General features: G+C 66.5%; 22 protein-coding genes. 12 read left to right on the top strand and 10 right to left on the bottom strand.

What is annotated here, in order from left to right; genetic code table 11:
• The first annotated feature begins 75 nt into the window (after nt 1–75).
• From rho to Q7J26_RS04190, 8 genes are all read left to right on the top strand, one after another.
• Nucleotides 76–1,506: a transcription termination factor Rho gene (gene rho, locus Q7J26_RS04225; protein ID WP_304935258.1), complete on the top strand. Its 1,431-nt coding sequence runs from the start codon at nt 76–78 to the stop codon at nt 1,504–1,506.
• A 41-nt stretch (nt 1,507–1,547) separates the two neighbouring features.
• The gene (locus tag Q7J26_RS04220; protein WP_304935257.1) at nt 1,548–1,772 is read left to right on the top strand and encodes a DUF6489 family protein; all 225 of its coding nucleotides are present in this window, start codon (nt 1,548–1,550) and stop codon (nt 1,770–1,772) included.
• Nucleotides 1,773–1,817: 45 nt separating this feature from the next.
• Nucleotides 1,818–3,125, top strand: coding sequence for a tRNA uridine-5-carboxymethylaminomethyl(34) synthesis GTPase MnmE (mnmE, locus tag Q7J26_RS04215; protein ID WP_304935256.1), 1,308 nt, complete (start codon nt 1,818–1,820; stop codon nt 3,123–3,125).
• A gap of 105 nt (nt 3,126–3,230) precedes the next feature.
• Nucleotides 3,231–5,123, top strand: coding sequence for a tRNA uridine-5-carboxymethylaminomethyl(34) synthesis enzyme MnmG (mnmG, locus tag Q7J26_RS04210; RefSeq protein ID WP_304935255.1), 1,893 nt, complete (start codon nt 3,231–3,233; stop codon nt 5,121–5,123).
• Nucleotides 5,123–5,755: a 16S rRNA (guanine(527)-N(7))-methyltransferase RsmG gene (rsmG, locus tag Q7J26_RS04205; RefSeq protein ID WP_304935254.1), complete on the top strand. Its 633-nt coding sequence runs from the start codon at nt 5,123–5,125 to the stop codon at nt 5,753–5,755. Before mnmG ends, rsmG begins: the two co-directional genes overlap by 1 nt.
• A 4-nt stretch (nt 5,756–5,759) precedes the next feature.
• A complete protein-coding gene (locus tag Q7J26_RS04200) occupies nt 5,760–6,557 on the top strand; it encodes a ParA family protein (RefSeq protein WP_304935305.1) in 798 nt (265 codons plus the stop codon).
• A gap of 51 nt (nt 6,558–6,608) precedes the next feature.
• Nucleotides 6,609–7,490, top strand: a complete 882-nt coding sequence (locus tag Q7J26_RS04195) for a ParB/RepB/Spo0J family partition protein (protein WP_304935253.1) — start codon at nt 6,609–6,611, stop codon at nt 7,488–7,490.
• 40 nt (nt 7,491–7,530) lie between these two features.
• A complete protein-coding gene (locus Q7J26_RS04190) occupies nt 7,531–7,713 on the top strand; it encodes a hypothetical protein (RefSeq protein ID WP_304935252.1) in 183 nt (60 codons plus the stop codon).
• 37 nt (nt 7,714–7,750) lie between these two features.
• On the opposite strand, the gene holA is transcribed toward Q7J26_RS04190, so the two are convergent.
• The 4 genes from holA to Q7J26_RS04170 all read right to left on the bottom strand — a co-directional run bounded on the left by holA (nt 7,751) and on the right by Q7J26_RS04170 (nt 12,445).
• Entirely contained in the window at nt 7,751–8,803 is a 1,053-nt protein-coding gene (holA, locus tag Q7J26_RS04185; RefSeq protein ID WP_304935251.1) for a DNA polymerase III subunit delta, read from the bottom strand.
• Nucleotides 8,800–9,279: an LPS assembly lipoprotein LptE gene (gene lptE / locus Q7J26_RS04180; protein WP_304935250.1), complete on the bottom strand. Its 480-nt coding sequence runs from the start codon at nt 9,277–9,279 to the stop codon at nt 8,800–8,802. Before lptE ends, holA begins: the two co-directional genes overlap by 4 nt.
• Nucleotides 9,279–11,828, bottom strand: coding sequence for a leucine--tRNA ligase (leuS, locus tag Q7J26_RS04175; RefSeq protein WP_304935249.1), 2,550 nt, complete (start codon nt 11,826–11,828; stop codon nt 9,279–9,281). Before leuS ends, lptE begins: the two co-directional genes overlap by 1 nt.
• A 161-nt stretch (nt 11,829–11,989) precedes the next feature.
• Nucleotides 11,990–12,445 (bottom strand): DUF3576 domain-containing protein, encoded by a 456-nt coding sequence (locus Q7J26_RS04170; protein WP_304935248.1) that lies wholly within the window; start codon nt 12,443–12,445, stop codon nt 11,990–11,992.
• Between the two features lie 371 nt (nt 12,446–12,816).
• Here Q7J26_RS04170 and Q7J26_RS04165 point away from each other — a divergent pair, with 371 nt between their 5' ends.
• On the top strand, nt 12,817–13,212 hold the full coding sequence (locus Q7J26_RS04165) for an NtrZ family periplasmic regulatory protein (protein WP_183197004.1): 396 nt from the start codon (nt 12,817–12,819) through the stop codon (nt 13,210–13,212).
• Nucleotides 13,213–13,315: 103 nt separating this feature from the next.
• On the opposite strand, the gene Q7J26_RS04160 is transcribed toward Q7J26_RS04165, so the two are convergent.
• Nucleotides 13,316–13,960 carry a thiamine phosphate synthase gene (locus Q7J26_RS04160; protein WP_304935247.1) on the bottom strand — a complete coding sequence of 215 codons (645 nt, stop codon included), beginning with the start codon at nt 13,958–13,960 and terminating at the stop codon, nt 13,316–13,318.
• Between Q7J26_RS04160 and Q7J26_RS04155 the strand changes: the two genes are divergently transcribed.
• Both Q7J26_RS04155 and Q7J26_RS04150 read left to right on the top strand, forming a co-directional pair.
• The gene (locus tag Q7J26_RS04155; protein WP_304935246.1) at nt 13,959–14,657 is read left to right on the top strand and encodes a YggS family pyridoxal phosphate-dependent enzyme; all 699 of its coding nucleotides are present in this window, start codon (nt 13,959–13,961) and stop codon (nt 14,655–14,657) included. The genes Q7J26_RS04160 and Q7J26_RS04155 overlap by 2 nt on opposite strands.
• Nucleotides 14,658–14,737: 80 nt before the next feature.
• Complete coding sequence (locus Q7J26_RS04150) at nt 14,738–15,424, top strand: response regulator transcription factor (RefSeq protein ID WP_008263939.1); 687 nt, start codon at nt 14,738–14,740, stop codon at nt 15,422–15,424.
• Here Q7J26_RS04150 and Q7J26_RS04145 read toward each other — a convergent pair.
• Nucleotides 15,415–16,020 carry a YitT family protein gene (locus Q7J26_RS04145; protein WP_304935245.1) on the bottom strand — a complete coding sequence of 202 codons (606 nt, stop codon included), beginning with the start codon at nt 16,018–16,020 and terminating at the stop codon, nt 15,415–15,417. The genes Q7J26_RS04150 and Q7J26_RS04145 overlap by 10 nt on opposite strands.
• Before the next feature lie 44 nt (nt 16,021–16,064).
• Here Q7J26_RS04145 and Q7J26_RS04140 point away from each other — a divergent pair, with 44 nt between their 5' ends.
• Nucleotides 16,065–17,537 (top strand): PLP-dependent aminotransferase family protein, encoded by a 1,473-nt coding sequence (locus Q7J26_RS04140; protein ID WP_370651907.1) that lies wholly within the window; start codon nt 16,065–16,067, stop codon nt 17,535–17,537.
• A gap of 3 nt (nt 17,538–17,540) precedes the next feature.
• On the opposite strand, the gene xth is transcribed toward Q7J26_RS04140, so the two are convergent.
• The 4 genes from xth to Q7J26_RS04120 form a co-directional block, all read right to left on the bottom strand.
• Nucleotides 17,541–18,338, bottom strand: coding sequence for an exodeoxyribonuclease III (gene xth, locus Q7J26_RS04135; RefSeq protein WP_304935243.1), 798 nt, complete (start codon nt 18,336–18,338; stop codon nt 17,541–17,543).
• A 236-nt stretch (nt 18,339–18,574) separates the two neighbouring features.
• Nucleotides 18,575–19,258 (bottom strand): outer membrane lipoprotein carrier protein LolA, encoded by a 684-nt coding sequence (locus tag Q7J26_RS04130; protein WP_304935242.1) that lies wholly within the window; start codon nt 19,256–19,258, stop codon nt 18,575–18,577.
• A 185-nt stretch (nt 19,259–19,443) separates the two neighbouring features.
• A complete protein-coding gene (locus Q7J26_RS04125; RefSeq protein ID WP_304935241.1) occupies nt 19,444–21,858 on the bottom strand; it encodes a DNA translocase FtsK 4TM domain-containing protein in 2,415 nt (804 codons plus the stop codon).
• 88 nt (nt 21,859–21,946) lie between these two features.
• Nucleotides 21,947–23,038, bottom strand: coding sequence for a nitroreductase family protein (locus Q7J26_RS04120; protein WP_304935240.1), 1,092 nt, complete (start codon nt 23,036–23,038; stop codon nt 21,947–21,949).
• Nucleotides 23,039–23,150: the final 112 nt, after the last annotated feature.

The raw sequence follows: 23,150 nt of genomic DNA, 5'->3' as shown, positions 1-23,150 counted from the left end.
CTCCGGCCTCACGGCCAGACATTTCCAGAGACCTGACGCCGTGCGGTTCCGTGCGCGCGTCCGCGAGCCTGTATCATGACCGACGTCACCGACAACGACACCCCCGAGACCGAAAACGCCGAGGTTGAAGCCCCGGCCCATCACGGCGCCGAGCATGAAGCCGGCGAGGCGGCGGGCGCCGATTCCGGCGTGGACACCACGGCGGACGACGAAGAAGATGATGGCGAGCCCGTCGTCGCCAACGGCCGGATCACCCTGGCCGAGCTGAACGAGAAGACGCCGGCCGACCTGGTCGCCTTCGCCGAACAGCTGGAGGTCGAGAACGCCTCGAACCTGCGCAAGCAGGATCTGCTGTTCGCCATCCTGAAGGCTCTGGCCGACGAGGAAGTCGAGATCATCGCCGACGGCGTGCTGGAAATCCTGCCCGACGGGTTCGGCTTCCTGCGCAGCTCGGACGCCAACTATCTGCCGGGCCCGGACGACGTCTATGTGTCGCCGTCGCAGATCCGCCGCTTCGGCCTGCGGTCGGGCGACACCGTCCATGGCGCGGTGCGGGCGCCGCGCGAAGGCGAGCGTTATTTCGCCCTGTTGAAGGTCGACACGATCAATCTCGAAGACCCCGAGATGGTCAAGACCAAGGTCCTGTTCGACAACCTGACGCCCCTCTATCCCGAAGAGCGGCTGCACATGGAAATCCAGGATCCGACGCTGAAGGATCGCTCGGGCCGGGTGATCGACATCGTCGCCCCCCTGGGCAAGGGCCAGCGCTGCCTGATCGTGGCGCCGCCGCGGGTCGGTAAGACGGTGATGTTGCAGAACATCGCCAAGTCGATCGAGCGGAACCACCCGGAAGTCTTCCTGATCGTGCTGCTGATCGACGAACGGCCGGAAGAGGTCACCGACATGCAACGCACGGTCAAGGGCGAGGTCGTGGCCTCGACCTTCGACGAGCCGGCCACGCGTCACGTCGCCGTCGCCGAGATGGTGATCGAAAAGGCCAAGCGGCTGGTCGAGCACAAGAAGGACGTGGTGATCCTGCTCGACTCCATCACCCGCCTGGGCCGCGCCTATAACGCCACCGTCCCGTCGTCGGGCAAGGTGCTGACCGGCGGTGTGGACGCCAACGCCTTGCAACGGCCGAAGCGCTTCTTCGGCGCCGCGCGGAACGTGGAACAAGGCGGGTCTCTCACCATCATCGCCACGGCCCTGATCGACACCGGCAGCCGGATGGACGAGGTGATCTTCGAAGAGTTCAAGGGCACCGGCAACTCGGAAATCGTGCTGGACCGCAAGGTCGCCGACAAGCGCATCTTCCCCGCCATCGACGTGCTGAAGTCCGGCACCCGCAAGGAAGACCTGATCACGCCGAAGGACCAGCTGGCCAAGACCTATGTCCTGCGCCGCATCCTGAACCCCATGGGTCCGCAGGACGCGATCGAATTCCTGCTCGACAAGTTGCGTCAGTCGAAGAACAACTCGGACTTCTTCCAGTCGATGAACACCTGATCCGTCGTCTGACGGTTTCACGTGGAACAGGAGAGGGTTCGATGAAGATCAATGTCGAAGTGGACTGCACCCCGGCCGAGGCGCGGGCCTTCCTGGGCCTGCCCGACGTCACCCCCCTGAACGAGGCGATGGTGGCCGAGATGCAGAAGCGGATGGAGGCCAATGTGGCCGCCATGCAGCCCGACGAACTGATGAAGACCTGGACCAGTTTCGGGCTTCAGGCCCAGGACCAGTTCCGCAGGCTTATGGAAGCCGCAGTGAAGTGAACACCACGTCTCCTCCGCACGGGGTGGGGAGGAGACAACAGGATCATGACTGACACCATCTTCGCCCTCGCTACGCCTCCCGGTCGGGGAGCAATCGCCGTTTTGAGACTGTCGGGGCCGGCGGTTGAGCCGGTTCTGGCCGCCATGGGCGCGGGGCGGCTGAAGCCGCGCATGGCCTCGGTCCGCGACCTGACCCATGACGGCGCCCACATCGACCAAGCCCTCGTGCTGCGGTTCGTGGCCCCCAACTCCTATACCGGCGAGGATGCGGCCGAACTGCATCTGCACGGTGGGCGCGCCGTGGTCGAGGCGGCGAGCCAGGCGCTGATCGCCCTTGGTGTGAGGCCTGCGGAGCCGGGCGAGTTCACCCGGCGCGCCTTCCAGAACGGGCGAATGGATCTCGCCCAAGCCGAGGCGGTTGCGGACCTGATCGACGCCGAGACGACCGCCCAGGCGCGGCAGGCCCTGGGCCAACTGGAGGGGAAGCTTAGCGAGACCTATTCCGGCTTTCGCCGCGACCTGCTCCACGCCCTGGCCTTGGTCGAGGCGGAGATCGATTTTCCGGACGAAGATGTGCCCGATAATCTGGCGCGAACAGCCGGGCCTGTGCTGGACCGATTGGCGAATGATTTACGGCGCGCGGTGGATACAGGGCGGCGGGGCGAGCGGGTGCGTGACGGTTATCGGATCGTCCTGATCGGCGAAACCAATGCGGGCAAGTCGTCGCTGTTCAACGCTCTGGTCGAACGCGAGGCGGCTATCGTGACGCCCATTGCCGGGACGACGCGTGATGTCCTGGACGCCGACCTGGTGATTGGCGGCTATGCGGTGACCTTATCCGATACGGCCGGCCTGAGAGAGAGCACTGACCTTGTCGAGGCGGAAGGCGTGCGACGGGCGCGTATGCGGGCCGAACAAGCGGATCTGCGTCTTTGGGTCAGGGCGCCCGGAGATCCTGATGGGGTGGCGGCCGCATATGCCAAGCCTGGCGACCTCGTCGTAGCCAACAAGGCGGATTTAGGCGGCTCTGTTCCAAGCGGCGGTTTTGAGAGAATAGAGGTCAGCAGCCGAAGCGGGGAGGGTCTCTCCGCTCTGCACAACTGGATCGCGGCGCGATTGGCGCAGGATCTGTCCGGCGCCGATTTTCCAGCGATTACGAGAGAACGTCACCGTCTGCGTCTGAACGAGGCCCTGGCTTCTGTCGAGTCAGGAAGACGGGCCTTGGACATTGCGCCGGAGATGGCGGGTGAGGACCTGCGACGGGCGGCCGAGTCCTTGTCGCGGGTGACAGGGGCGATTGGCGTTGAAGATATCCTTGGCCAGGTGTTTTCGTCCTTCTGCATTGGCAAGTAATACCGGTGTTTCACGTGAAACACCTTAGGTAATACCACCGATCTTCGAAGCGATGCCGCGGTGTGCGGTATAGCGAAAACCGTCCATCTGGACTATGTGGCGGGGATGAACCCCCCAATCGAGATTTCCTACGACGTCGTCGTCATTGGCGGCGGTCACGCCGGCTGTGAAGCCGCAGCCGCTTCGGCCCGTGCTGGCGCGCGCACCCTGTTGTTGACCCAGAAGCTCGAAACCGTTGGCGAGATGTCGTGCAATCCCGCCATTGGCGGCCTGGGCAAGGGCCATCTGGTGCGTGAGATCGATGCGCTGGACGGGATTATGGGGCGGCTGGCCGATGTTTCAGGTATCCAGTTCCGACTGTTGAATCGATCCAAAGGCGCAGCCGTGCGCGGCCCCCGAAGTCAGATCGACCGCCGCCTGTATCGCGAGTCCATGCAGGCGGAGTTGGCCCAGACGCCGAACCTGAGCCTGAGGGCGGGCACGGCCGAGGGCTTGATCCTCGACGGCGACCGCGTGGTTGGCGTGACGACGGGGGCAGGGGAGAAGATCAGGGCGGGCGCCGTGGTCCTGACGACCGGCACCTTCCTGAACGGCGTCATTCATCGTGGCGACGAAAGGATTGCGGCCGGCCGTCATGGCGAGGATCCCTCGACGGGTTTGGCCGCTGATCTTCATGCGGCCGATCTGATGATGGGACGTCTAAAGACCGGCACCCCAGCGCGGCTGGATGGACGAACCATCGCCTGGGATCGGTTGGAGATGCAGCAGGCGGACGAGACGCCTTCCGCCTTCTCCTTCATGACGGACGCAATCACCGTGCCGCAGATCGCCTGTGGCGTGACCCATACGACCGAGGAAACCCACCGCATCATCGCCGAGAACCTGGGTGAGAGCGCGGCCTATGGCGGCAAGCTGTCAGGCCGGGGCCCTCGCTATTGCCCGTCGATCGAGGACAAGGTCGTACGGTTCGCCGATAAGACCAGCCATCAGATCTTCCTGGAGCCGGAAGGTCTGGATGATCCCACCGTCTATCCGAACGGTATCTCGACCTCCGTGTCGGAGCCGACCCAGCTGGCGTTTCTCCGCACCATACCTGGGCTGGAGGCGGTCGAGGTGTTCCGCTACGGCTACGCCATCGAATACGACTACGTCGACCCGCGAGAACTGAGCCCGGCACTTGAGGTCAAGAAGCGCCCCGGCCTGTACCTGGCCGGCCAGATCAATGGCACCACGGGTTACGAGGAGGCTGCGGCCCAGGGTTTGATGGCTGGCCTGAATGCGGCGCGAACGGCGGGTGGCCGCGCGCCGGTGATCCTGGGGCGTGACCAGGCCTATATCGGGGTGATGATCGACGATCTGGTGACTCGGGGGGTGACGGAGCCCTATCGGATGTTTACCAGCCGAGCGGAATATCGGCTGACCTTGAGGGCCGACAATGCAGACCAGCGGCTGACGCCGCTGGCGATAGAGCTGGGGATCGTGGGGTCGGAGCGTCGGAGCCGGTTTGAGATTAAGGCCCAAAAACTGTCCGAGGCCGGTCTTGTTTCACGTGAAACCCTGTTCACGCCCAAGGAGGCCAATGCGCTGGGCATTCCGGTGAACGCAGACGGCCGGCGGCGTTCCATGCGGGAGCTGCTGGCTTTCCCGGATGTGAGCCTGGATCATTTCGTTAAGGCCTATCCTGTCATTGCCGACTGGGACGCCGAGGTGCGCGAGCAGGTGGAGATCGACGCCGGCTACGCCAACTACCTGGATCGTCAGTCGGTAGACGCCGAAGCCCTGAGAACCGAGGAGGGCCTGTTGTTGCCCTCGAATCTCGACTATGCCGCCATCGGCAGCCTGTCGAACGAGGTGAAGGAAAAACTGTCGAGGGTTCAGCCCCGTACCCTGGGCCAGGCGGGGCGGATCGAAGGCATGACCCCCGGCGCCCTGACCGCCCTACTTGCGCATGTGAAGAAGGCGCCGAAGCCCTCGGTTCAAGGCGGGGTCGCCGCCTGATGTTGGATGCCGAAAAGACCGCCTTTCAGATCAAGGCCGGTGCGACCCCTCAGCAGATGGCGGACCTGGAGGATTTTCGAATCCGGCTGGGCGAGGCCAATTCGGTGATGAATCTGGTGGGTCCCGACAGTCTGCCGGACTTCTGGAACCGGCATGCCTGGGACAGCGCCCAGCTTTTGGCTCATGCGCCTGAGGCTCTCACCTGGGCCGACCTGGGCGCGGGCGCCGGCTTCCCGGGCGTCGTCCTGGCCATTCTGTTGAAAGACAGGATTGGGGCGCATGTCTGGTTGATCGACAGCCTGGGTAAACGCTGCCGGTTCTTGCAGGAAATCGTCGACGCCATGGACCTGCCGGCGACGGTCATTAATGGGCGGGCGGAGGAGCAGACGGTCAAATGCGATATCGTCACCGCGCGCGCCGTCGCCCCGATGGAGCGATTGCTAGGTTATGCACAGCCCTACTTCCAAAGGGGTGCACAAGGTCTGTTCCTGAAGGGGGAGAAGGCCGAATCCGAGTTGATTGAAGCGCGGAAATCCTGGCATCTCGAGGCTGAACTGGCCCCGTCGCAAAGCGACCCGCGCGGCCGCATCGTGACAGTCCGGAGTGTTCGACGTGCCCGCCCCCAGCACTAGCAAACTGCCTGCCCGCGTTCTTGCCGTCTCCAACCAGAAAGGCGGGGTGGGCAAGACCACGACCGCCATCAATCTCGGCACCGCCCTGGCCGCCATCGGCAAGCGTGTCCTGATCGTAGATATGGACCCGCAGGGCAATGCCTCGACCGGTCTGGGTGTTCCACGTGAAACACGCCGCGTCACCATTTATGATGTCGTTGTCGATCAGCGCTCGGTCGATGATGCTGCGGTTCAGACGACGGTGCCCGGCCTGTGGATCGTGCCGTCCGACGCCGACATGTCCGGCGTTGAGATCGAATTGAGCCAGGCCGATCGCCGCTCCTATCGCTTGCGCGACGCCTTGCGGGCGCATGACGACGGCCCTACCGCGTATGACTATGTGCTGATCGACTGTCCGCCCTCCCTGAACCTGCTGACGCTGAACGCCATGGCGGCCGCGGATGCGGTTCTGGTGCCGCTTCAGTGCGAATTCTTTGCTCTAGAGGGCCTGAGCCAGCTGATGCGGACCATAGACATGGTCAAGCAAAGCCTGAACCCTGCGCTGGAAATCCAGGGCCTGGTCCTGACCATGTATGATCGCCGCAGCGCCCTTTCAGGCCAGGTGGCCAATGATGTCCGGGCCCATTTCGGCGACAAGGTTTATGACAGCGTCATCCCTCGCAATGTCCGCGTGGCCGAAGCGCCCTCGTTCGGCAAGCCGGCCCTGATTTATGATCTGAAATGTGCGGGCAGCCAGGCCTATCTGCGCCTGGCCAAGGAAGTGGTGAAGCGCGAACGCCAGCGGCTGAAACTGGCCGCCTGAGTCGGGCCCGAAACGGTCCACGAGTATTAGAAGAAGAAACGGAACAGTATCTTGGCTGAACGACAAAGAGGTCTTGGACGCGGTCTGTCCGCCCTGATGGGCGAGGCCGTCGAGGCGCCGACGGCGGCGGGCGCGACCCTGCCGTCAGGCGTTCAACGCGTGCCGATCGAGAGCCTCAAGCCCAATCCCGATCAGCCACGGAAGATCTTCACCCAGGAACATCTGGAAGAACTGACGGCCTCGATCCGCGACAAGGGCGTGCTGCAACCGATCCTGGTCCGGTCGCAGCCTGGCGAGGACGGGGTCTGGCAGATCATCGCCGGCGAGCGCCGCTGGCGCGCGTCTCAGGCGGCGCGCCTGACCGAGGTGCCGATCGTCGTCCACGAGATGGACGACGTCGAGGTGTTCGAAGTCGCCATCATCGAAAACGTCCAGCGCGCCGACCTGAATCCGCTGGAGGAGGCCGACGCCTATCGCGTGCTGATGGAGCGGTTCGGCCGTACCCAGGACCAGGTGGCGGGCATTGTCGGCAAGAGCCGCAGTCACATCGCCAACACCCTGCGCCTGCTGCAGCTGCCGGAAGAAGTGCTCTGGTACGTTCGCAACGGCAAGCTGACGGCCGGTCACGCCCGCGCCCTGATCACCGCGCCCAATGCCCCCGCGCTGGCTGAACAGGCCTACAACGAAGGCCTGAACGTTCGTCAGGTCGAGGCCCTGGCGCGGCGCGCGGCGGAAGGCCCCAAACCGGTCAAGCCCAAGCCGGTCGAAAGCGGGGAGGGGGCGGCCGATGTCGCCGCCCTGCAACAGGATCTGGCCGACGCTCTGGGCCTGAATGTCCAGCTGAACGACCGCAGCGGCAAGGGCGAGCTGACGATCCGCTATGGCTCGCTGGAACAGCTGGATGACCTGTGCAGGCGTTTGATGCGCGCCTGAGACGCCAGACTCATCGGTGAGGACGTGCTAGGATCAGTCCATGACCGACGAAACCACCCCCTCCGCCGCCGACAATCTGAAACAGGCCCTCGCCGCCAAGAAGGCCAAGGCGGGTCATGGCTTTAAAGCCCAGGCCGGCGCCAAGGCTGAGGAAAAGAGCGTCTCGGCGCGGAATGTCGCCATGGCCCAACCGGCTTTCCGCAAGGCGTCGAAGCGGGGCTGAGACTGCCTTTCTCCCCCCTTTCAGGGGAGGAAGGCCGTTAAAGACCGAGCCTGCGCGCGCGGCCGGCGATTTCCAGCAGCAGGCGTTCGGCGATCAGCTGATCCGGCATGCCTGTCGTCTTGGTGGCGACGTCAGCGGTATTGATGCTGTCCAGCACCTCGTCCAGCGCCTCCAGGCGCCAGGCGCGGGCCTGACGCAGCATTTCCGCCTCCTGCTTCCAGAACACGCCGGCGGCCTTGGCCGCCTCCTTGGCGCCTGCGCCATTGGTCTGCAGGATATTGATCCGCCGCAGCCGCCCCAGATGCAAGGCGGCGGACCGCACGGCCAGGACCGAGGATTCCCCCTCGGCGAAGGCCCTCCTGAGACCCGCCTGAGCGGGACCGGGCCGGGCCCCGAAGGCCTGAAGCGCGGCGTCGGACAGGGAGGCGTCAGGCTCGACGCCCAGATGCTGTTCCAGTTCTTCTACGTCGATAGTCCGGCCCGAGCCGGGGCCGATGAACAGGGCCAGACGCTCGATCTCCTGGCGCATCAGGCCCCGCTCGCGCGGCAGTCGGCCGACAAACCGGTCCAGGGCGTCCGCCGTCAGCCCCACCTTGTCGATGGCTAGGGCCTCGCGGACCATGCGGGCTACGTCGCCTGTCTCGTCTTCGTAGCAGACGATGCCGACGGCTCCGTTTTCCTTTTCTGCGGTCTTGCGCAGGACGGATTCGCGGCCCAGTTGGTCGGCCTCGACCACCAGCATGGCGTCGGGATTATAACCGCCTTCGGCATGAATCTTAACGGCCGCGGCCACAGCCTTGTCCACGCCGGGCTTCAGCGTCGACAGGCGGATCCGCACCAGACGACGCCCGCCCATCAGGGACATGGCCGTCAGGGCCTCTTCCAGCTTGCTTTCGTCGCTGTCGATGTCGCTGTCGGTGAGGACGGTGACATTGAAGGGGTCGTTCAGATCCGGCGTGATCGCGCGACACAGGACCTCGGCCCGCTCGGCGACGCCCGACCGGTCCTTGCCGTGGATCACCGCCGCCCGGATGGCCGGATCGGGCGCCTTCAGAAAGCGATCGATCTCAGGGCGTTTGGCGAGGATCACTGGTTCGACAGCGCCTGCATCAGGTCCAGCCGGATCCGGCGGGCCAGTTCCGACGCCGCGCGTTCCTCGCCGTCCTGCTGGGCGGCGATGGCGGCGTAGGGTTGGTCGGCGGCAGCGTAGGTGGTGGTGACGGTCTGCACACCCGTGGCGGGCGTCCCGCCGGCGGCGGGCGTCAGGGTCCAGCTGGCCTTGACGGTTAACTCATAACGGGTGGCGGTATCGTCGATCCGCCGTCCCAGCGAGCGCCGTTCCTGTTCCACCTGGGTCGTCAGGCGATAAAGGGGTGTCGCCGACCGATCCCAGCCCAGGGCGTCCTCCAGCTGCTCGCGCAGCCGATAGCCCAGTCGGTCATCCTGGGCCGAGACGGCGATCCGGCGCAGGGGCGAGCCCACAGCCGGCTCGGCGTACATGGGGGTGAAGCCGCACGCGGAGACCGCCAGCGCGCCTATGACCGCAATAACCGCTGCACCGCGCATCAGCCGGCCACCAGATTGACGATCCGGTCCTTGACCACGACGATCTTCTTCACGCTCAGACCCTCCAGCCGCGCCTGCACAGTCTCGTCGGCCAACACCATGGCCTCGACCTCGGCGGGCTCCATGCCGCGCGGTACGCGGATTTCCGCGCGACGCTTGCCGTTGATCTGGATGGGCAGGACCACCTCGTCGTCGGCCGCGAGCGCAGCGTCCCACACCGGCCACGGCGCGTCCAGAACCATCCCGTCCTCGCCCAGCTGGGTCCAGCATTCCTCGGCCAGGTGCGGGGTGAAGGGGGCGATCAGGCGGGCCAGGGCCGATAGGGCCTGGCGCTTGGCGTCGCCGCCGGCCTGAGCGCTGTCGCGGACGGTGGCGACAAAGGCGTACAGCTTGGCGATGGCCGAGTTGAAGCGGAAGCCCTCGACCCCTTCGGACACGGCCTTGATCGCCTTGTGCGTCTCGCGCAGCAGCTCGGCGTTGGCCTTGTCCTCGCCGGCGAAGCCGGCGTCATAGGCATCAAACAGGGTCCAGGTGCGCTGCACGAACCGGCTGGCGCCCTCGACCCCGCCGGGGGTCCATTGCACGTCCCGTTCGGGCGGGCTGTCGGACAGGACGAACAGGCGACCGGCGTCCACACCATGCGATTCCAGGATTTCCTGGGGGGCGACGACGTTCTTCTTGGACTTGGACATCTTCTCGATGTCGCCGATGACCAGGGCCTCGCCGGTCGACAGCTGGCGCGCGGAGCGGACGCCGTCAGCATTGGTCAGCTCGACGTCGGTGGGCTCGACCCACTGGCCGTTCTCACGACGATAGGTCTCGTGAACCACCATGCCTTGGGTGAACAGGCCCGCGAACGGCTCCTTCACCGACAGCATGCCGGCGTCGGACAGGGCGCGGGTGATGAAGCGGGCGTACAGCAGGTGCAGCACCGCGTGTTCGACCCCGCCGATATACTGATCCACCGCCAGCCAGCGGTTCGCCGCCTCGGTATTGATCGGTTCGGCCGCCGTCGGGTCGGTGAAACGGGCGAAATACCAGCTGGAGTCCACGAAGGTGTCCAGGGTGTCGGTCTCGCGCGTCGCGTCCTGACCGCAGGACGGGCATTTGACGTGCTTCCAGCTGGGGTGACGGTCCAGCGGATTGCCGGGTACGTCGAAGGTGACGTCGTCGGGCAGGACCACCGGCAGCTGGTCGGCGGGAACCTCCACCGGCCCGCAGGATGGGCAGTGAATGATCGGGATCGGGCAACCCCAGTAGCGCTGGCGCGAAACGCCCCAGTCGCGCAGACGATAGATGGTCGCGCCCTGGCCCGCACCCGCCGCCTCGACGCGGCGGATCGCCTCGGCCTTGGCGGTCTCGATATCCAGGCCGTCCAGGAAGTCGGAATGGAAGATGGAGCCCGGGCCCGTATAGGCCTCGTCGCCGACGGCGAAATCGTCGCCGGCGCCCTCGGGGCGGACCACCGGGATCACCGGCAGGCCGTACTTGCGGGCAAAGTCGAGATCGCGCTGGTCGTGGGCCGGGCAGGCGAAGATCGCGCCGGTGCCGTATTCCGACAGGATGAAGTTGGCGATCCAGACCGGGACCTCGGCCCCGGTGAAGGGATGGACGGCCTTCAGGCCCGTGTCCCAGCCGATCTTTTCCGCCTGGTCGATATCGGCCTGAGACGTGCCGCCAGCGCGGCATTTGGCGACGAAGTCGGCGACCGCCGGATCGGCCTCGGCCAGCTGTTTCGAGATCGGGTGATCGGGGGCCAGACCCAGGAAACTGGCGCCGAACAAGGTGTCCGGCCGAGTGGTGTAGATTTCGACCCCGGACTCGTAGCCCGCAGGGGCCTGGCCTGCGAAAGCCCAGGTCATCTGCAGACCCTTGGAGCGACCGATCCAGTTCTCCTGCATCAGCCGGACCTTCTCGGGCCAGCGGTCCAGGGTCTTCAGGCCGTCGATCAGGTCGTCGGCATAGTCGGTGATGCGCAGGAACCACTGGTTCAGCTTGCGCTTCTCGACCACCGCGCCCGAGCGCCAGCCGCGCCCGTCGATGACCTGTTCATTGGCCAGGACGGTGTTGTCGACCGGGTCCCAGTTGACCACCCCGTCCTTGCGATAGACCAGGCCGCGCCGATACAGCTCCAGGAACCAGGCCTGCTGCTTGCCGTAGTATTCCGGGTCGCAGGTCGCGAACTCGCGCGACCAGTCCAGCGACAGGCCCAGCAGTTTCAGCTGGTCGCGCATCTGGGCGATATTGTCGTAGGTCCAGCCCTTGGGGTGGATGCCGCGCTCCATGGCTGCGTTCTCGGCCGGCATGCCGAACGCGTCCCAGCCCATCGGGTGCAGGACGTCATAGCCCTGGGCGCGCTTGGACCGCGCCACCACGTCGCCCATCACATAGTTGCGGGCGTGTCCCATGTGGATGTTGCCCGACGGATAGGGGAACATCTCGAGCACATAGTATTTCGGCCGGCCGGTGTCCTTCGTCACGAAGGCGGAGGCCTCGGCCCAGCGGGCCTGTTGGCGAGGTTCGGCGGTCTTGGGTTCGTAACGGGCCACGGTCGTCCTGAAAGTCAAAAGGGCGCTGCCGCCCTCCGTGCTCAACTAGCCCGAAGGACGACAGCGCCCAAGAAAAATGAGTTCTAATCGCCTCAACGACGACCGAACTCAGACTAATCGGCGCTCAACTAGCCCGAAGGGCGGTAGCGCCAACCAGAAAGTCAGCCTGCGTTAGACAGGTTCAGTTGGCGCGCCTTGGTCAGAATGGCGTTTTCCAGGTCCGCCTCGGTCTGGGCGGCGACCGGAGCGGCGGTCCATTGACCGTCCGCGCCCTTCACTTCCTTGGTCACCGTCACGTTCAACGCGTCGGCGCGCAGGCGGGTGTCCAGGATGAAGACGGTCGCCTTGAAGCGCTCGTTCGGCGTCTGGGGGTTGGCGTACCAGTCGTAGTTGATCACGCCGCCCCACGGATCAGCGGTCAGCAACGGCATGAAGCTGAGGGTGTCGAGCGAGGCGCGCCACAGATAGCCGTTGACGCCAATGCCTTGCTGCACGTTCGTCTTGGGGGCCTTCTTGTCGCCGCCGCCGACAAAGGGGATGCTCGAGCAGGCGCTCAGGGCGACGCCCGAGACCAGGGCGATGGCGACGCCGCGAACCAGGGCCTTGTTGAGGCTCATCAAGGAAGTCTCCGTAAACTCAGGGACGTGAAGGCCCTCGCCCACACGCGCGCAGGGGACCGCGCGTAGGTTCGCGCCGCTGCGTGGCTCTATAACACGGGCAAAAGGGGCGATGACAAGGCGAAGTGCAGCCCTGCGCCGATACGAGTTGCGCCGTTCCGTGACAGATCGCTGACAGCAACCCCTCTTTTGGCTCGAATCCCGTGACGCTTGAGCCACATCGCACTGCAACAATGCAGCGGAACCCCGACATCCGGACCACGTTGCGTTGACCGGGCGGACCCCCGGTGTCTAATCGCGGCGTCCACGACCATATTAGGGTCGGTTCAGGGTAGGGACGTCCAAAATCAAGGACGTTCGAAGGGTTCAGAATGCGTTTCGGCGGTTTCTCGGCTGTGATTTTTGCGACGATGGCGCTCGCCGTCGCTGCGCCGGCGCTTGCCCAGAACGCAGCGACCACGCGCGCGCCCAGCGTCACCTTGTCCGAAGCCCAGGCCGCCCAGCGCAACGCCCCGTCACAACAACGACGTGGCCTGCGCCTGAACGACAAGGGTCGGTGGGGTCTCGATTTCAATCTGAACCAACCGGTCGGGCGCGAGACCGACTGGGGCGATGTCGAGGCTGGCGCCTATTACCGCTTGAACGACCGTCTGCGCGTCGGCGCCGCCGCCGCTGTAGCATCGCGCGAAGCCGACCCGGCCCGCGCGCCTGAAACCAATGGCCGGACCCAGCCCCGCGTGCGGCTCGAGACCATCTTCAACTTCTGATTCGTGATCGACGCCTCACGGCGTCGACGCCAGCCTTCCGCCCTGGCCACGCCTTGCGGGCCAGACTGGCCGATGGTTTTTATGCGTCGTCGAGACGACCGTCTCAACGGAAGGCGAATTGGATCGCCTCCACCCCCGCCAGCCCGCACGCTCCCGCTCCGATCAGGGACGCGACATTATCCGGCTTGATCCCACCCAGAGCATAGACCGGAAGATCGACATTCTGGCTCCAACACCTGAATTCGGCGACGCCCAGGGCGGGTTTGACCGCTGAGGTTCCGCCGGCCGGAAACACCGGCGACAGCACCAGGGCGTTCAGACCTTCGGTCATGGGCCGACCCCCATGCCAGGCGGCGGTCAGCAGCCAATCGGGATGAGCCTGACCAACGGACCGCGCCCGTCCCGCCTCGCGTTCAGGCAGATGAAGCCCGTCCGCCTCCAAGGTCTCCGCCAGATCGGCGTCTCGCCCGATCAGAAGCTTCACCCCGACGCCCTGCGTCGCTTCTCTCAACCGTCGTCCCGTCTCGACGGCGTCGGCCGCCCCGAAGGCGCGATAGACCACCGCAGATCCCGCCGGCAGCCGGACCGCCGTCTCCCACGGTCGAGGCGTACGGTCCGGGTCGGTGAAGAACAGCAACGGCGGCAAACCGGCGGCGTGCGGGCTGACAGCGGCGGCGGCACGGTTTAGAGCGGTCGCCGCATCCCAGAGCGCGCGCGCATCGTCGCTGTAATCAGCCGGCAGGATCATGACCTCTTCTTCCCTCGCTTCGTCCGCCCCGTCCATCGCCGAAAGGGTCGCCGCCGTCCGCGCCCGAATCGACGCCGCCTGTCACGCGGCCGCACGAGATCCCGCCGCCGTCACCCTGACCGCCGTCTCCAAGACCCAGCCGGATGAGGCCATCGACGCCATCCTGGCCACGGGCCAGCGGGTGTTCGGCGAGAACCGGGTGCAGGAGGCGCAGGGGCGCTGGACCGAGAGGTTGTCGGGCCTGGCGGGGTTGGAGTTGCGGTTGATCGGCCCCCTGCAGACGAACAAGGCCGAGGACGCCGTCGCCCTGTTCGATGTGATCGAGACCCTGGACCGCGAAAAACTGGCCCGCGCCCTGGCCGAGGCGGCGCAGAAACGCGGCCGATCGCCGCGCGTCCTGGTTCAGGTCAACACCGGCGCCGAGCCGCAGAAGGCCGGGGTCCTGCCCGAGGCCGCCGACGCCCTGATCGAGACGGCGCGACGGACCTACGGCCTGACGGTCGAAGGTCTGATGTGCATTCCGCCAGCGGATCAGGCGGCCGAATCCCATTTTGTCCTGTTGCGCGACATGGCTGAACGCAACGGCCTGTCGGTCCTGTCGATGGGGATGAGCGGCGACTATGAGGCCGCCATCCGCTGCGGCGCGACCCATGTCAGAGTGGGAACGGCGTTGTTTGGGGAACGAAATCGTCCTTAAACCGCCTCTAGGCCGTAACCCGACGTGAATTCGCACCCCCAAGCCTTGGCGCGGGGGCCAAGCCTCGCCATTGTCTGAACATGCCCACGCCCAAGACCATTCTGATCATCGACGACGACGACGACCTGCGCGAGGCCTTGGCCGAGCAGTTGAACCTCCATGAGGAGTTCAAGACCCAGCAGGCCGCGACCGCCACGGACGGGGTGAGGATGGGTCGCGAGATCCGCGCCGACCTGATCCTGCTGGACGTCGATCTGCCCGACATGGACGGCCGCGAGGCCTGCCGCCTGCTGCGCAAGGACGGGGTTTCCACCCCGGTCATCATGCTGACGGCCCAGGCCGCCGACGCCGACGCCATCCTGGGGTTGGACGCCGGGGCCAACGACTATGTCACCAAGCCTTTCCGATTCGCCGTGCTTCTGGCCCGCATCCGCGCCCATCTGCGCAGCCACGAACAGTCGGAAGACGCCGTCTTCTCCATCGGCCCCTACGAGTTCCGTCCTGCGGCCAAGGTTCTGATGGACGCCAAGGGCAAGAAGGTGCGGTTGACGGAAAAGGAAACCAACATCCTGAAATACCTGTACCGCGCCGGCGCGAAGCCGGTGTCGCGTGAGGAGCTGCTGACCGAAGTCTGGGGCTATAACGCCGGCGTCACCACCCATACGCTGGAAACCCATATCTATCGGCTGCGCCAGAAGATCGAGCCCGAGCCTGGGCAGGCCCGACTGCTGCTGACCGACGCGGGCGGATACCGGCTTCAGCCCTGAGGCTCAGCCGCCTTCCTGATCGTGAACATCGGCAGGAAGACGTGGACCAGCGGGCCGATGCTGACGGCGTAAAGCACTGTGCCCAGGCCCACGGAGCCCCCCAGGCTCCAGCCGACGGCCACCACGATCACTTCGATTGTTGTTCGCACCCATTTCACCGGCCAGCCGGTGCGCGCGACAATCCCGGTCATCAGGCCGTCGCGCGGCCCCGGACCAAGACCCGCGCCGATATAGGCGCCGCTGGCCACGCCGTTCAGCAGGATTCCTGTACCTAATAGAACGGCCCTGACGGGTAGGCCCAGGTCTGTCGGCAGCCAGTCCAGACCAAACCCCGCCACCGTGCCGATGACCAGAACATTGGCTAGAGTGCCGATTCCTGGCCGCTGGCGCAGGGGAATCCATAACAATAGCACCGCCATACCGATCAGGTTGACGACCAGGCCGAAGCCGATACCCGCCGGGCCGGCGAACCGTTCGAATACGCCCTGGGTCAGGACGTCCCACGGGTCCAGCCCCAGATCGGCGCGCACGATCAGGGCGATAGACAGGCCGTAGAGGATCAGGCCGACGAACAATTGGATCAGGCGACGGGTCATTTCGTCGAATTGCGACAAACTGGCTATTAGAAAAAGGTCCAGTTATGCCATTCTGGCCTATGTCGCCGCAATCTATCAGTCCCGTCTCCCTGACACGTCATCTCGGCCCCTGGCGCACGCCCGGCGCGGGGGCGGCCTATCGCCAGCTTGCCGGCGCAGTACGACTTTTGATCCTGGACGGACGACTGCCGTTGGCGGCGCGGCTGCCCGGTGAGCGAGAAATGGCGCAGGTGTTGGGTTTGAGCCGTACGACCGTATCCGCTGCCTATGGCCGACTTCGGGATGACGGCTTTCTGACCGGCGGACAGGGGGCGGCGGCCCGGACAAGTCTGCCGGCCGGGCCCGGTCCGCGTCATGCCCCCGGCGTCGACGAGACTAAACCCGGCCTGATCGACCTGACGGCCGCAGTCCTGCCCGCCGACCCCAATGTTCATGCCGCCTATGTTCGCGCGCTCGAGCGATTGCCCGCGAACCTGCCCGGCCACGGCTATGAAACCGCCGGGCTGGAGGAGCTGCGCGAAACGGTCGCGGCCGGCTATCGCCGCCGGGGCCTGCCGACGTCGCCGGGCCAGATCCTGATCACCCACGGGGCGCACAACGGCCTGGTCCATCTGTTGCGCCTGACGGTTCGCCCCGGTGATCCGGTGGTGATCGACCATCCGACCTATCCCCAGGCCATCGACGCCATCCTGGCCGCCGGAGGACGCGCCACGCCCGTGGCCCTGCCGGACGACGCAAGCGAGGACGGTTGGGATGTAGAGGGTCTGGTCTCGGCCTGTCGGCGCAGCGGCGCGCCCATGGCCTATCTGGTCCTCGATCATAATAATCCGACCGGCCGGATGATGCGTGCGCCCGACCGGTCGCGTTTGTTGGCCGGGTTGAAGGGGAGCGAGACCCTGCTGGTCCTCGACGAGACCCTGGTCGATCTGACGCTCAGCGGACCGCCCGCACTCAGCGCCTCGGCCGTCGATGCGCCGCGCGTCGTGCGGCTGGGCTCCATGTCCAAGAGCGTCTGGGGCGGGTTGCGCATCGGCTGGATCCGCGCCGACCGAGCGGTGATCCAGCGCCTGGCCCAAAGCCGCGCCAGTTTCGACCTGGGCGTGCCGATCCTCGAGCAGTTGGCGGCGGTTGAACTGCTGAATGACGGCGGCGCGGCCCTGGCGGCGCGTCGCCCCCTGCTGCGCGCGCGCCGAGACCATTTGCGCGCGCAGCTTGCTCACCGCCTGCCGGACTGGACCTGCCCCCGTCCTGCCGGCGGCCTGTCGCTTTGGGTCCGGCTGCCCGCGCCGATCAGCTCCGCCTTGACGGTGCGAGCCGAGGCCGAGGGGCTGCGGCTCGCGGCCGGGCCTCGATTCGGCGTCGACGGCGCCTTCGAACGCCGCCTGCGCCTGCCCTACACCCTGCCCGAACCGGTCTTGGATCAGGCCGTGGACCGACTGGCCAAGGCGGCCAAGGCTCTGGGCCGACGCCCCAAGCCCACCACCGCGACTCGTGGACGCCTGCTTCCCGTCTATTGAGGGTCAGACGTCCAGATCGACCGTCACCGGGGCGTGGTCCGACGGCCGTTCCCATTCGCGGACGTCGTCGTGGATACGGGCGGTGTCTTTGACGACGGCGGAGGTCAGGCCCGGCGAGGTCCAGATATGGTCCAGGCGCAGGCCGCGGTTGGACTTGCGGAAGTCGGCGGCGCGATAGCTCCACCAGCTGGCCAGTTTCTGCGGCTCGGGGAACCGGTCGCGCAGCACGTCGGCGAAACCGCCGGTCGCTTGGAGCCGATTGAGGGTCTCGACCTCGATCGGGGTGTGGCTGACGATCTTGGACATGTAGCGATGGTTGAAGACGTCGCCTTCACCCGGCGCGATGTTGAAATCTCCGGCCATGACCAGGGGGCGGGCCTGATCCTGGCGGGCGACGATGGCCGTCAGCTGTTCGTAGAAATCCATCTTGTGATCGAACTTGGGGTTCAGGGTCCGATCAGGGACGTCGCCGCCGGCGGGGATGTAGAAGTTCTGAACATCGATCCCGGCGACCTGGGCCGAGACGCAGCGCGCATGGCCCAGTTTGCAGACCTGGAAGGTGTCGCTGTCCTCCAGCGGCAGGCGCGAGGCGATGGCGACCCCGTGCCAGCCCTTCTGGCCCGCCACGCGCAAGTGGGGCATCCCCATCTCTTCGAAGGCCGCGCGCGGAAACTGATCCGTCGTGCATTTGATCTCCTGCAACAGCAGGACGTCGGGCGCGCGTTCGGCGACGAACCGGGCGACCTGGTCGATGCGCAGGCGGACGGAGTTGATGTTCCAGGTGGCGAGGCGAAGGGTCATGCCCCGCCATAGCAGGCCCCGGCGCATAAAAAAGGCCCGGCCGCTACGGGCCGGGCTTATAAAAGGTGATCGTCTCTCTCGCCGCCGGGAGGGGGATGCATCCGAGGCGGTAGAACGGCCGCCGCCGCTCTGTGCTTCTGATGTCACGGCAAAAAGAAAAGGTCAAATTGTCATATTTGACGTTTGGCTGTGATTATCCGGCAACGGACGGATAGTGTTGATCCTTGAAGCCAGACTCAGTTGCGGCCCGGGCGACGGGTCGGATCCCGCAACTGGAACAGGCTGGAAGCCAGGTTCGAAGCCGGTTGAAGAGCGGTCAGCTGGGTGCGGGTGCGGGCGCCCTGTGCGTCCGTAATGGTCCATTCATGCAGCCGCATCGGATCGCCGGCGAAGGCCAGAACGACCGCACCGTCGTTGGGACGACCGGAATCGCGCGCCGTGATCGCGAAGGCGCCCGAGCTCATCCGCGTGACACGGTCGATGCGGACGCCCTGATCCAGGCGGACATTGCGCGCCAGGAAGGTGGACAGGGGCGTGCGGCCCAGCGGCACCTGCTGGAAATTGTTCAGGCGCGGGTCATAGCGTTTGACGTTGTAGCCGTCCGACACCACCAGAAGGCCGGCGGGATTGGTGTATTCGAAGCGCATCTTGCCCGGACGCTGCAGATAGAACCGACCTTCACGGCGCTGACCGCCGGGACCCGTCTCGACGAAGGTCCCCTGAGCAGAGGTCAGGGCCTGCAGATAGGCTTGAGCCTGCTGCACCACGGCGCGGTCCTCGGCGGACAGGTTGGACTGGGCCTGGGCCGCATCGAAGACGCCGAGCGCCGCGAAGCCGGTCAGGAGGCCTGCGCCCAACAGCAGCCGACGGCGCTGGAGATCGGCAGGGGCGATGGCGAGGGTCTTGGCGTGGGCGGTCATGAAGTCAGTCTCCCGTTCGGGACGGTTGTCGATCCTGCCGTCTTGCCCGGTCGGCTTGGCGTCGGAATGACGCGAGCCTGACCATATTCCGGCGCTCCGATGAAGCCCTGTTCATCGAAATGCTGAAGCTTGCGACGGCAGTGGGAGGGGTAACGGCCTTGGACGTCGCCTGTTCCGAAGCGGCGTCACACCATCGGCGGCGGGCCGGCGAGGACGTCGCGCTTGCCGGCGTGGTTGGCGGGGCTGACCACGCCTTCCTGCTCCATCCGTTCGATCAGGGAGGCGGCGCGGTTGTAGCCGATCTGGAGCCGGCGCTGGACGTAGGAGGTCGAGGCCTTGCGGTCGCGGGTGACCACGGCCACGGCGCGATCGTAGAGGTCGTCGCCGGAGCCGCCGCCCCCATCGTCCACGGCGCCGTCCGCATCCCCGTCCGGCTCGTCGGTGATCAGGTCCAGATAGTCGGGCTCGGCCTGCGCCTTCAGGTGTTTGCAGACGTCCTCGACCTCCTTGTCGTCGACGAAGGGGCCGTGCAGGCGGGTGATCCGTCCGCCGCCGGCCATATAGAGCATGTCGCCCTGGCCCAGCAGCTGTTCGCCGCCCTGTTCGCCCAAGATGGTGCGGCTATCGATTTTTGACGTGACCTGGAAGCTGATCCGGGTCGGGAAGTTGGCCTTGATGGTGCCGGTGATGACGTCGACCGACGGGCGTTGCGTGGCCATGATCAGGTGAATGCCGGCGGCGCGCGCCATCTGGGCCAGGCGCTGGACGGCGCCCTCGACGTCCTTGCCGGCGACCAGCATCAGGTCGGCCATCTCGTCCATGACCACGACCAGGAAGGGCAGGGGCTCGGGCCGGATTTTCTCGGACTCATAGACCGGGCGCCCCTGCTCGTCGAAACCGGTCTGGACCGTGCGTTCGAAATGCTCGCCCTTGGCCTGAGCCTCGCGGGCGCGCTCGTTGTAGGAGGCGATGTTGCGCACGCCCAGTTTGGACATGCGGCGATAGCGGTCCTCCATCTCCCGCACCGTCCATTTCAGGGCGACGACGGCCTTTTTTGGATCGGTGACCACCGGGGCCAGCAGGTGCGGGATGCCGTCATAGACCGACAGCTCCAGCATCTTGGGGTCGATCATGATGAAACGGCATTCGGCCGGGCTGTGGCGATACAGGATCGACAGGATCATGGCGTTGACCCCGACCGACTTGCCCGAGCCGGTGGTGCCCGCGATCAGCAGGTGGGGCATGCGGGCCAGGTCGGCGACATAGGGCTCGCCGCCGATGGTCTCGCCCAGGGCCAGGGGCAGCAGATGGCCCTTCTTGTCGTATTCGGCGCTGGACAGCAGGTCGCGCAGATAGACGGTCTCGCGCTTGGCGTTGGGCAGTTCGATGCCGATGGCGTTGCGCCCCTGGACCACCGAAATCCGGCAGGCGCGGGCGGACATGGAGCGGGCGATATCGTCGGCCAGGGCCACGACGCGGCCGTGTTTCACGCCGGGTGCGGGGACCAGTTCGTACAGGGTGACGACGGGGCCGGGGCGGATCTGGTCGATCACGCCGCGCACGCCGAACTCCTGCAGCACGCCTTCCAGCATCTTGGCGTTCTGCTTCAGCGAATCCTCGTCCACCGAGGCGACGCGCTGGGCGGGCTTGGTCAGTATGCCCAGCGGCGGCAGGTCGAAGGCGCCTTCGGGCCGTACGAAGTCGAAGGCCTGCTGGTCGGTGTCCTCCTTGCGGGCCTTGGGCGCCTTGGGGGCGGCCACGCGGGGCTCGATCGGGCGAGCGGCCGAAAGGCGGGGCGCGGCCTGAACTTGTTCGTCCTCCCACGGCGGCAGGTCGTCATAGGCGGTCTGTGGGGCGTCGGCCGAACCCGCGTCGAGCGCCGCCTCACCAGGCGCGACGGCTGAGCGGGGTTCCGGCTTGGGCTTGGCCGGCGCCCGGGCGCGGGGCGTCTTGACTGCAGGGGCGGGGGGGGCGCTCGGGCGACGCAGCGACCGGCCCCAGTGCAGGGCGTCCACGAAATCCATGGCGCGCAGGCCGATGGCGAAACCGGTCAGCCACAGGCCGCCGATCAGGAAGATCAGGCCGGCGATGATCCGACCGCCGGGAATACGCAGGGCGCCCAGGCCCTGGGCCGTCAGGCCGGTGAAGCCGTCGCCCCAAAGTCCGCCCAGTCCGGCGGCCAGGGGCCAGGCGGCCGGCGCGGCCAGGGCGGCGAGGGCCCCGGACAGCAGCAGCACCCCGGCCGTCGCGGCCAGGGCCTTCAATGGTGTCGGCTTCAGCCGCTGCTGGATGGCGTCGCCGACCGCACGGGCCAGGCCGAAGGCGACCAGCAGCAGGGCTGCGGGCCAGGCGGCCAGACCCAGCGACTGCATGAACAGATCGGCGAACAAAGCGCCGTTGGCGCCCAGCCAGTTGGTGGTCGGCAGGCTGGAGGCGGCGTTCAGACTGGCGTCGGCCGGGTTCCACGAGATCAGCGCGATCATCAGCAGGGTGGCCAGCAGGGCCTGAAGCACGCCCCGGAACCGCACCACAAAGGGCGCGCCCCACAGGATGCGGGCGCTGATCCAGGCCTGACGGCCGACGGCGAGGGCGGTGGACATGAAAGGCGGACCTTCCGGGCGGCTGACGTTCAACCGCCCTTGTCGCACCTTCAGGGTTAAGAGGTTGTTTACCAGCCGGCCCAAGCCGTCAGACGATCACCGCCTCGACCGAGCGGCGCGGGGACAGAGGCAGGGTCGGGCCGTAGCCGAGCCGCAGCACCAGGTTCGGGCGTTTGTCGCCCTCGCCGACCAGGGCGGCCAGTTCCGGGCGCAGGGCCGCGACCTCGACTGGCTGATTCACGAAGGCGTGGCGCAGCCCCAAGCCCGTCGCGGCCAGCATCAGCCTCTGGCAGGCCCGGCCGACGGCGATCCAGTGGGCGGGATCGGATCGTTCCGCCACGAAGACGGCCACGGCGGCGGACGAGGCGATCTGGGCCTCATAGCGGGTGTTTTCGCTCGCGGCGGTGAAGAACCGGTCGAAAGCGAGCCGGCCGAGCCCGTCGGGAAGGACGGGACTGCCGCTGGCCGCCGAAAACAGGCCGTCGCCCTGGCGCAGAGCCGCGCGGGGATTGAAGCGCAGCCATTGCTTCAGCTCGGCCATGAAGGCGGGATCGGCCATCTGAACTGTGTTGCCGGCGACGACCAGTTCGCGGACGCGGTCCAGACTGGGTCGGTCGATCAGAAGATGAACGGCGACGCCGGGCGCCGCAGCCGCCTGACGCAGTTGGGCCAGCGCGTTCGCCGGTATAAGGCGGCCGTCATAGACGGTGCGGCTGGAGCGTCGAGCCGGAATGGCGGCGAACAGGGGATCGGGCTGGGCGCTTCCGGAGGTGAAGCTGTAGCGCAGGCTGCGTCCATCGGGGCCGACGGCTAGTTCGCCGGGACGGCCGGTCGCACCGGCGGCGATCCGCAAATTCTCGGCCGCACAGCCTAGGCTGACGAACAGGTGATGGTCGTCAGGATCGACCGCCGGCGTTCGACGCGACAGGTCGGGCAGGATGTCGACGGCCCCGTCGGACAGGCGAAAGCGCCAGGGCTGGGTGTTGTGACCACTGGCCGCCAGGGCGGCGTAGCGGATCAGTTCAGTGACGGGCGGCGCGTCGGTCAGGGGCGCGCGAAACCGGGCCGCCAAGCGGTCGTAGTCGCCGCTCGATCCGGTGGACGTCCGCCAAGCCACGCCGCCCGCTGCGCCCAGGGCGAGCGTGGCGCCAGCGCCGATCAAAATCCGTCGTCTGTTCATCCGGGCCTCCTGCCCCGACACCCGTGAGCCGGCCGCCGGGCGAAAGCCTTGACCTCGGTCAAGGCTCGTCGGCGCTGTGACGATTTCCCGTCTGGACGTTTCGGTCTTCGGG

This window comes from Brevundimonas sp. (assembly GCF_030656255.1).
Lineage (GTDB): Bacteria > Pseudomonadota > Alphaproteobacteria > Caulobacterales > Caulobacteraceae > Brevundimonas.
Note: the sequence above shows the minus strand (reverse complement) of the source record. Positions and strands in the feature narration are given on the sequence as shown.

Bases quoted from the DNA above. Each gene is read 5' to 3' on its own strand.
- rho (WP_304935258.1), top strand. From the start codon at position 76: ATGACCGACGTCACCGACAACGACACCCCCGAGACCGAAAACGCCGAG.
- Q7J26_RS04220 (WP_304935257.1), top strand. From the start codon at position 1,548: ATGAAGATCAATGTCGAAGTGGACTGCACCCCGGCCGAGGCGCGGGCC.
- mnmE (WP_304935256.1), top strand. From the start codon at position 1,818: ATGACTGACACCATCTTCGCCCTCGCTACGCCTCCCGGTCGGGGAGCA.
- mnmG (WP_304935255.1), top strand. From the start codon at position 3,231: ATGAACCCCCCAATCGAGATTTCCTACGACGTCGTCGTCATTGGCGGC.
- rsmG (WP_304935254.1), top strand. From the start codon at position 5,123: ATGTTGGATGCCGAAAAGACCGCCTTTCAGATCAAGGCCGGTGCGACC.
- Q7J26_RS04190 (WP_304935252.1), top strand. From the start codon at position 7,531: ATGACCGACGAAACCACCCCCTCCGCCGCCGACAATCTGAAACAGGCC.
- lptE (WP_304935250.1), bottom strand. From the start codon at position 9,279: ATGCGCGGTGCAGCGGTTATTGCGGTCATAGGCGCGCTGGCGGTCTCC.
- Q7J26_RS04170 (WP_304935248.1), bottom strand. From the start codon at position 12,445: ATGAGCCTCAACAAGGCCCTGGTTCGCGGCGTCGCCATCGCCCTGGTC.
- Q7J26_RS04165 (WP_183197004.1), top strand. From the start codon at position 12,817: ATGCGTTTCGGCGGTTTCTCGGCTGTGATTTTTGCGACGATGGCGCTC.
- Q7J26_RS04155 (WP_304935246.1), top strand. From the start codon at position 13,959: ATGACCTCTTCTTCCCTCGCTTCGTCCGCCCCGTCCATCGCCGAAAGG.
- Q7J26_RS04160 (WP_304935247.1), bottom strand. From the start codon at position 13,960: ATGATCCTGCCGGCTGATTACAGCGACGATGCGCGCGCGCTCTGGGAT.
- Q7J26_RS04150 (WP_008263939.1), top strand. From the start codon at position 14,738: ATGCCCACGCCCAAGACCATTCTGATCATCGACGACGACGACGACCTG.
- Q7J26_RS04145 (WP_304935245.1), bottom strand. From the start codon at position 16,020: ATGACCCGTCGCCTGATCCAATTGTTCGTCGGCCTGATCCTCTACGGC.
- Q7J26_RS04140 (WP_370651907.1), top strand. From the start codon at position 16,065: ATGCCATTCTGGCCTATGTCGCCGCAATCTATCAGTCCCGTCTCCCTG.
- xth (WP_304935243.1), bottom strand. From the start codon at position 18,338: ATGACCCTTCGCCTCGCCACCTGGAACATCAACTCCGTCCGCCTGCGC.
- Q7J26_RS04130 (WP_304935242.1), bottom strand. From the start codon at position 19,258: ATGACCGCCCACGCCAAGACCCTCGCCATCGCCCCTGCCGATCTCCAG.
- Q7J26_RS04125 (WP_304935241.1), bottom strand. From the start codon at position 21,858: ATGTCCACCGCCCTCGCCGTCGGCCGTCAGGCCTGGATCAGCGCCCGC.
- Q7J26_RS04120 (WP_304935240.1), bottom strand. From the start codon at position 23,038: ATGAACAGACGACGGATTTTGATCGGCGCTGGCGCCACGCTCGCCCTG.